Origin of the sequence: Hyunsoonleella rubra (assembly GCF_042684665.1) — a bacterium.
Taxonomy (GTDB): domain Bacteria; phylum Bacteroidota; class Bacteroidia; order Flavobacteriales; family Flavobacteriaceae; genus Jejuia; species Jejuia rubra.
The window spans coordinates 1-8,092 of sequence record NZ_JBHULY010000023.1; the positions used below are offsets into that span (position 1 = coordinate 1).

Genomic DNA, 8,092 nt, shown 5'->3' on the forward strand with positions numbered 1-8,092 from the left:
GAGTATCACGTACGGTTCTGTGAGAGGTTTAGGGGTGAGATTCCCCTTTACCTACTCGACTTTTTTCAAATTATATCGTTTTTTAGGATGTATTTTACAAACATTGCACTTGACCAACTTGCGTATGATTTTCCATCATCATCTTTATCTTGTGTATTGTCCATTACTGATTTTATAATAAGTGCCTTAGTTTGACCATTATTGACTAATTCGCAACTGCGTGAAACAGCATAACTTTCCATTTCTAATGCAATTGCCTTTCTGTCAGTCGTAGAAATAGAATCTTTGAAATAATCTTCAAGGTCAATAACCTGTCTTACACAGCCTATTGGTCCAAAATGAATTTTAATTTTACTATTTCTAGTTTTGTCTTCAGCACGTAAAAAGTTTGTGATTTCTTGTTTTTCTCTCCTTATACTCGTTATACAAGCATTTTCATTAGAGGAAGATTCTATCTCTGGGTGAAATCCTAAATCGTCTATTTTTCCTTTATCTATTGTAAAAGTTTTTGTAGCAATAACAACATCTCCAATATTTGTTTTTTTAGGCTTTCCACCTAAAACTCCAGCCATTATTAGATATTTAGGTCTGTATTGCAGTAATTCTGTCGAAAGAATCGCTGCATCTATCATACCAGTTGCTTGTTGAGAAGCATAAATAACTTTTTTTGATTTATACCCTTTTATATGACCGAACTCAACAAGATGCTTTGAGTTATCAATTTTCCCTTCTCTTTCAATAATTGGAAGAATTTTTTCCATTTCATCTTCTTCAAGTGCTGTTATGATTGCATAATCAAATTTAAAATCGTCCTTGTAATTGTTTAACTCACTTGTATTATAATTTAGAATATTACTTGTTCCCAGTAATTCCTTTTTTGTTAATGGTATTTTTCTTCTATTTCTTATTTCGTCCAATACCTCGTGATATTTAAATACTTGCTCAACACTTATTCTATTATCTATCATTAGTTTCTGAATATCATCTTGTTTATTCCCTTCAGAGATATACATATAACTTAACTTAGGATATTCATCCAAGATGCCGGAATTTTTGAACTTTACTATGCCTTTAAGATTTTTTGTAGTGCCGAAAACATGAATAACAAGGAAAATAATATCATCATCATCTAATTGATTAATTACTTCTTTCATTTGAATTAGACTCTGTACACAATAAAAACGTTTTATTGTAGCACCTTCATATCCTAACAATTCTTTAGTTTTGTTGAAATTTTCTTCTTCATCAAACACAACTAGATTAATATTTTTAGTTTCCATTGATTTTAAATTTTAGTGTTTGTATAAATTGATTATCGGATTTCTCTTTTTCATATGAAAATCCGAATAAATTACTTTCAGATAAATTTGTGAGGCACCTTAATCCTTCTCTTGTACTATTAGGAAAGTCTTTCTTTTTAATATCGTTTTTGAGAATTAAAATGATTGAATCGTTTTCTTTGTGTAAAATAAATTGAATCCCTTTTTCTAGAATACTATGATTTATGATGTTATTAATTATCTCTTTAATGATAAGTTGCTGGCTATAAATATTTGGAATTTCACAAATAGTATTTTCTGCAATAATTTCTTCTTTTGTTTCGATAATTGATAACTCATTCTCAATAATTTTTTTTAATAATTCATCAATTAAGGTTTTTAAATCAGTCGTATTACTTGATACTAGTTTAAAGAAAAGTGAATTTTCATCAATTTCCAATTGAATTTCTTTGATGTTTTTGTCAATTTTTCTTAAAATGGCCGTATCTCTAAAGTTTTCATCAATTGAAAATATTGCGTCATTATTATATCCAATTTTTGTTCTTACGGAATAATCCCCTTGTTCTAATTGTTTATACAGTTTTAAAGAGGGATAAGGTGTAAGGAATTCAGGGAATGAGCTTGTAAAATTAAGAATTGGTGTCGTAAAGTCTGTTATATTTACCCAAAGATTCTTTATCTTTTTAATATCTTCTGTTTCAAACTCGATTCCACTTTCAATATTTGCTATCAGCTTACCAATAATTGCACTAAATGCACTTACGTAATGACCAAATTGCTTTTTATTTAAATGTAAATCCTCTTCTCGCTGTTTCTTATAATGTAATTGTAAGTTGAAAAGTTGGGATTTAAAATCACCTCTGGATGGTAGAGTAGAAGTGAAATTTAAGTATTGCTTTAAGATATTATAATTTTTACACCTTGATTCAATAAGACTTTGAATTAATTGCTTAATTTCAATATCATATTTTGAAGTGTTTAATTGTTTTTTATTAATGGGAATGTATCTAGTTAACTTATAAAGAATATAATCTAGTGATGATTCTTTAGGGCTAGTAAATTCAATAAGTTTTAGAAAGTTTTCTTCATTTAGTTCTTCAATTAATTTTTCATCTTTAAAAACTATAAAAAATAAGTGTATTACATCTTTTTTATCCCAATCATATGATTTGTGCTTTTCGTATTTGTCATAAGAATAGATTAAGTATTTAACAAAATCCTCTATTAAAGAAACTACATCAGGAAGTATTTTTGAAATCTTTTCATAAAGGTAAGGCTCGTAAACAAAGCAAGCACAAACCAACTCAATCTCTTCATATCTATTTTCTTCTTTTTTATTTTGACTATATTTTCTAATAAAGGCATCAAAATACTTGAAACTTTCTTTATATAGTCTGTAACCAATCACTTTTCCAATCTCTTCGCGCCTTTTTATTAATTCTTTTTTCGGGACAGTTTTTGTTCCTATTACCTTGGGAAGGTATTTATAATCTTTAAAGGTCTTATTCTTAGGTTCTATTTCTTCAAGAATTCTTTTCGCAATTTTTTTAATACTATTAGGTGTATTTGCTATGTTAATTAGTTCGTTCAACCAATTAGTTTCTTTGATAATTGGGTTGCTATCCAAATAGTAGGTTGGTATATGCCAATGTGTAGCAAAATAAACTGACAAATTAATTGGATTACCATTTTTTACCCTTATAGATGATAATCTAGAGAAGAACTCTCTTTTGTGGTCATTTATTCTTCCAATAAAACATAGCAATACTATTTCTTTAGCATTATAAAATGAGATTTCATCAATCATTTGTATTAATGAATCACCAGACGAAGAACCATCATCAATTATTAAACATAAATTACCATCTACCTTTGACGACAAATGATTTGAATTATGGGGAAATCTCCAACCTTCTTTTGTATTTATTCTATCGATTTCAATCTCTTCAATTTTGTCATTACCTATTCCAGATTTTAAATTTCTGAAAAACACATCAGACTTTATTCCTGAATCTCTTGGGTAAAACAAGAGGACTTTTTCAGAATTTAATTTTGGTTTATTGACCTTAGAAAAGATTTTTTTTAGAAGCTTGATTGCGAGGTTATCTAATATGGGTTTTGTGTCGAAAAAATATGGATGGATAACATTGTTGAATTTATAGTAACCAACTTTTAAATTTTCGTCATTTACAGAATCAAGAAATTCATTTTTGAAAACAATTAAATTTGAATTTTCGTCATACTCAACAGTTGAGTGGAATATGATAGAGTCATTATAGTTTGTTTCTTCGAAACTTAATCTAATTGGAATATTGGTATAAGGATTAATCCTAATTATGTTTTTTTTGATTATTTCTTCTTTGATTTCGTTTGTTTCAAATTTTTGAATCTTGTAATCAAGAATACTAATGATACGGCCAGAAATTGTTTTCAAATAGTTTTGTTCTGTTCTGAAATTATCATCAACTACTGAAACTAAAACACCTACATAATCAAGTTTCACTCCTTTTTCAGTTAACTTATTTGCTATTTTTTCTGTTAAAAACCCTGTAGAAATCACATCACATATGAGTATATATTTATTTTTAGGATTGACAGTATTTTTATTAAACTCTACTTCAAAAGAATGAAAATCTTCAAAAGACAATTGTTGTTTTTCCGAAATAAACCCTAAATCGAGAAAAGATTGAGAGATTTTATTACTTGTGGAAGTTATGCTGATGAAATATGCTTCATTAATTATGTTTATCTCTTTCTTCAACCATTCGTAAAAAAGGTTGGTAATTGTTTCTAATTCTTTTTTACTATTTATTATGTTATTAATTTCAATATACTCTCTCTGATAGTAGTTCCCATTACAGAGATACAAATCATTGCCATTATCCTTTACTATGCCATTACTTTCTTCTAAAAGTGTTTTTAAATTATTAGCAGATAGAATATTTCCTTCATTATTAAATAGTTTGACTAAAGTTTCTCTGTCTGGAAAATGTGAAGTTAAATTACCGTAGTTATCAAAAGAGGTTAGATGTCCTTCTATATAGGAAGGTTCGTTAAAATCCGATTTTGCTAAAGAATATTCAGTAAATAATAGATTGTCTAGTTTTTTAATATCATAATCATCGTATATACCAAGCCATTTTATGTTGAACTCATCTAATGAAATATCATAATTTATTAATGGAATAGGGTGGATTTTATACTTTTTATAGACAGGGCTTAACGAATTTATTATTTTAGAAATACCTTCTATAACTTCATCTTTGGGACTATGTATTAATACTACATTTGTCTTAATATTTATATCATAGTCAGTCAACAGATAAATTAAAATTTTTCTTGCTAGTCTATCTTCGATATTACATCCTAAAAAACTTAAATAAACAATTGTCGGTTCATCTTGATTGAATAATATGTGTTTTCTTACTTGCTTTAAAGATTGACTATATAGTTTTTCCTTTTGTTCAGGTACATTTTTTAGAATTTGATTAAGATTTAAGTATAATTTATTCGTGGGTTTTATATAATCAAATACTATTTCTGGCTTTATGCTTGTTTCATCGAGAATATCTTCATTTTCAATTGCAGGTATATATAAACTTATCAAAGTACCAGGAAAAAAAGACTTATTATTTCCAAATGTTTTATACGCTTCGTTGACATTGTCTGTTGAACTAAAGTCATACAATATCTTACCGTAATTACTCCTCACTATTAGAAGCCCACTATACCTGCGGACTATAGTGAGAACATCAAATAAACCTCTTGTGATATAATTTTCAGGTTTATTGTCTATTATACTAATAGGATGTCTAGATGAATTGTGTTGAAAAGCAAACTTGAGGATTTCATCTTCTGTTGTATTTGGTAATTCTGAATTTAGTGTTTTTGGTATACCTGAACCAAAATCAAGAAATGAAAATTCTAAATAACCTCTATTGTGATACTCTTTTTTGAAAGAATTAAAGAAAAATGATTTTGTCTCTGGTATTTGCTCAGTCTCAAAATTTTTCTTGTTGAGATACACAATCTCGTCTCTTAGTTTATTCTTAAAAGAAATGCTAAGTGAGGCATAAGGGTTAAATCCTGAAAAAGAAGAAACCGAAGAGTGGTCTAAAAAATTTAAATATAATTCCTCTGAAATAATTGCACTAAGTGACTTACTCGTAAAGGGATGATGACACTTATTTTTTTCAAGGATTTCCTCTATAGCATCAGATAATTTAAAGACTGTAGAAATTCTATTTTGAATTTCATTTGCATTATAATTATTGATGAAATCAAGTTGGATGAAAGGTGTTACACCATATCTCCCATATAACTCTGCTTTAGAAGGGTAGTAATTATCTTCTTTTTGAATTAGCTCTATTGAACTACCATCAAGATTAAAGTATTTATAATATTCTTTGTTCGGAATTATCCTCCAAATTTCCCATACTGTCCAAAGTTCAATTATTTGTTTTCTTACTCTTTTAGGTATTTCGTTTGTAGAAATACCCTTTTTAAAAAGCAAAACTTCAAAATCTATATTATTCTTAATAAAAAGTGAAAAGATTGAAGAAAGAACTAATAATTCTTGATTAGCAATATACTCTACATCAGTTAAATCAAAAGTATATTTATCCTTTCTGTCCTTTTCGAAGTTAGAATAGACACTACTTATAAAGTCGTCTAAATGTTTATCTGCAAATTTATCTGATAGTTTTATTGTCATTTAATGTGAAGTAGTTTTTTCAGGTTGCTGCTAACGTTTATGTATAAGAATAGTTGCGGTTTTGTGTGCGAGGATTTTCCGAAGGAAAATCAGACGTAACAAAATTGCAACGACCTTTGGTTAAGCACTAATGTAGCAATTATTTTTATACGGTGTTACCACCAGTTTTTATATTTTCAGAACCAAATTTGTCGGAATAAGAATGGAAATAGTCCAATTACAAATCCGATTATAAAATTCCACTTTTCCGATTTTAAATTCCATTCAGATTGATTTATTCGAGTCAGATACATAGTTAGCTTATAAATTCCGAATCCAATTATTATTCTAATTGATAATTCCGCTAACAATTCCCAATCGAAAATGTAATCAGTAACTCTTAATGAAAATGCGAAAACTAAATTCGCAATTATTCCAATCGTTAATATTTTTATTAAAGTCAACCACTTTTTGTTATTTATAAAAATCAGAATTCCAGAAACTGAAAGTAAAATTCCAAATATAAATTCAGCTATGATGCTTGAATTCGAACGCATTATTACGAACAAAACTGTTGTGAAATTATATTTAAAAAAATCCGTTAAACTATGGTAAATTAATCCGACACCAAATATTAAGAATATCAGTCCATAAATCCAGTTAATATTGTTCTTTCGTAGTTCTGTTTTCAAATTGGTGGTAACGGTCTCGGCTATGAGTAGTTGCGTGGGTTAGCACTCAACTTTGCAAGTACACACCAAACTGAAAATCCGCGAGGATTTTCAGAAGTAGGCGAGAACAAGCAATTACTTATAGCCATTGTTACCTGCTGGCTTTTATTTTTTTTCAGGTAGTTTTAAAATCGATTCTCCACCTGCATCTAAAAATTCAATTTTTCTTGCACTTTCTTGAATTGACTTTATCGTTTCAGAATTTTGTTGGTATTCAGCTGTTGGCTCTTCTTCCTCTTCTGGTTCTGGAAGTGGCTCAACTCTAATTTCTACATTAAATCCTTTGTCAATTCGATTTGCAAGTTTGTTCAAAGAAATGGTCAGTCCGTTTTGCAATTCATTTTTCCGTCCATTATCTCCATCGTAATGTTCGTCCATTACTTCTTTAACTATAGCCTTAATTTCGTCTTTCATCATTCCGTTTGCGTGAGTTTCGATAGACTTTGTTTTCGAGGCTGGAATTCCTTTGTCTTTTAATTGATTTCTTAATTGCTTAATTTCTAAAATGCCCTTGTAAATGTTTAAAATTCTTTCTGTTGCATTTGATAGGACATCAGCCACTTGAAGTCCAATAATTACATACAAAAGGAAATCACTTGATGAAATGGTTTTTACTTTGTATTCCTGCTTTTCTCCAGTTACTGCCTCCGAAATGTTATTTAAAATAAAATTCAGTTCAGCTATTTCATTTTTCAACTCGGAAAGCTTGTTTTCGACAAATTCTCTTGGAATTGTGTAACCAAGTTCACATTGTCCTGCATCCAAATCTTCTTCTTCAATTCCTAAAGCTTCAAAACCATTTAGAGTGTTTTTGATTGCGGTTTGAAAAGTCTGTAAATCAATGAAAATCTGTTTAATTTCTTCTAACGCATTTGCAGGTGTAATTGAATTTGTAGCAAGTATATTCTCTATTTTTTGCTTTAATGGGACTCCAAGTTCAATTTCTCCACTTATCTCTGAAATTATTTCTTTCCAACTTGGTGAATAATCATTGTAGTTTGACGATTCAAGTGCCGTATATAGTTTTTTCAAACTATTAACCAAATTTGTTTGATGGGAAGGCTGATTTGGTTGGTTTACTTGATTTTGAAGATGGTCTCTTACTTGCTGTAAAAGCGTGACAATCTTGTCAGTCTTTATTTCCTCATCAAGGTCAATTAAAATTCGGTGTAATCTTTCTACATTCATTTATTATTTGGTTTTTTCAGCTTGCAGGTAACGGTCTTGTGTATGATTTCGTTGCGTGTTTCAGCAACTAATTTAGTAAAAAAATAAAGGCAATAATTCAGCGCGAGGATTTTCCGAAAGGAAAATCAGAAGCAATGAATTATAGCATCGATGAAAAAGCAGTAAGTCGAGTATCTTTAAAGTTCACCAAAACAATAAGA

3 protein-coding genes are annotated in these 8,092 nt (G+C 28.9%); all 3 read right to left on the reverse strand.

Annotated elements, in window-relative coordinates; all coding sequences use genetic code 11:
• Window positions 1-65: 65 nt before the first annotated feature.
• Entirely contained in the window at window positions 66-1,280 is a 1,215-nt protein-coding gene (locus tag ACFSR8_RS10440; protein WP_380291761.1) for a 5'-methylthioadenosine/S-adenosylhomocysteine nucleosidase family protein, read from the reverse strand.
• Window positions 1,270-5,994: a hypothetical protein gene (locus ACFSR8_RS10445; RefSeq protein ID WP_380291763.1), complete on the reverse strand. Its 4,725-nt coding sequence runs from the start codon at window positions 5,992-5,994 to the stop codon at window positions 1,270-1,272. Before ACFSR8_RS10445 ends, ACFSR8_RS10440 begins: the two co-directional genes overlap by 11 nt.
• Window positions 5,995-6,809: 815 nt before the next feature.
• Window positions 6,810-7,892, reverse strand: coding sequence for a hypothetical protein (locus tag ACFSR8_RS10450; protein WP_380291765.1), 1,083 nt, complete (start codon window positions 7,890-7,892; stop codon window positions 6,810-6,812).
• Between the last annotated feature and the right edge of the window lie 200 nt (window positions 7,893-8,092).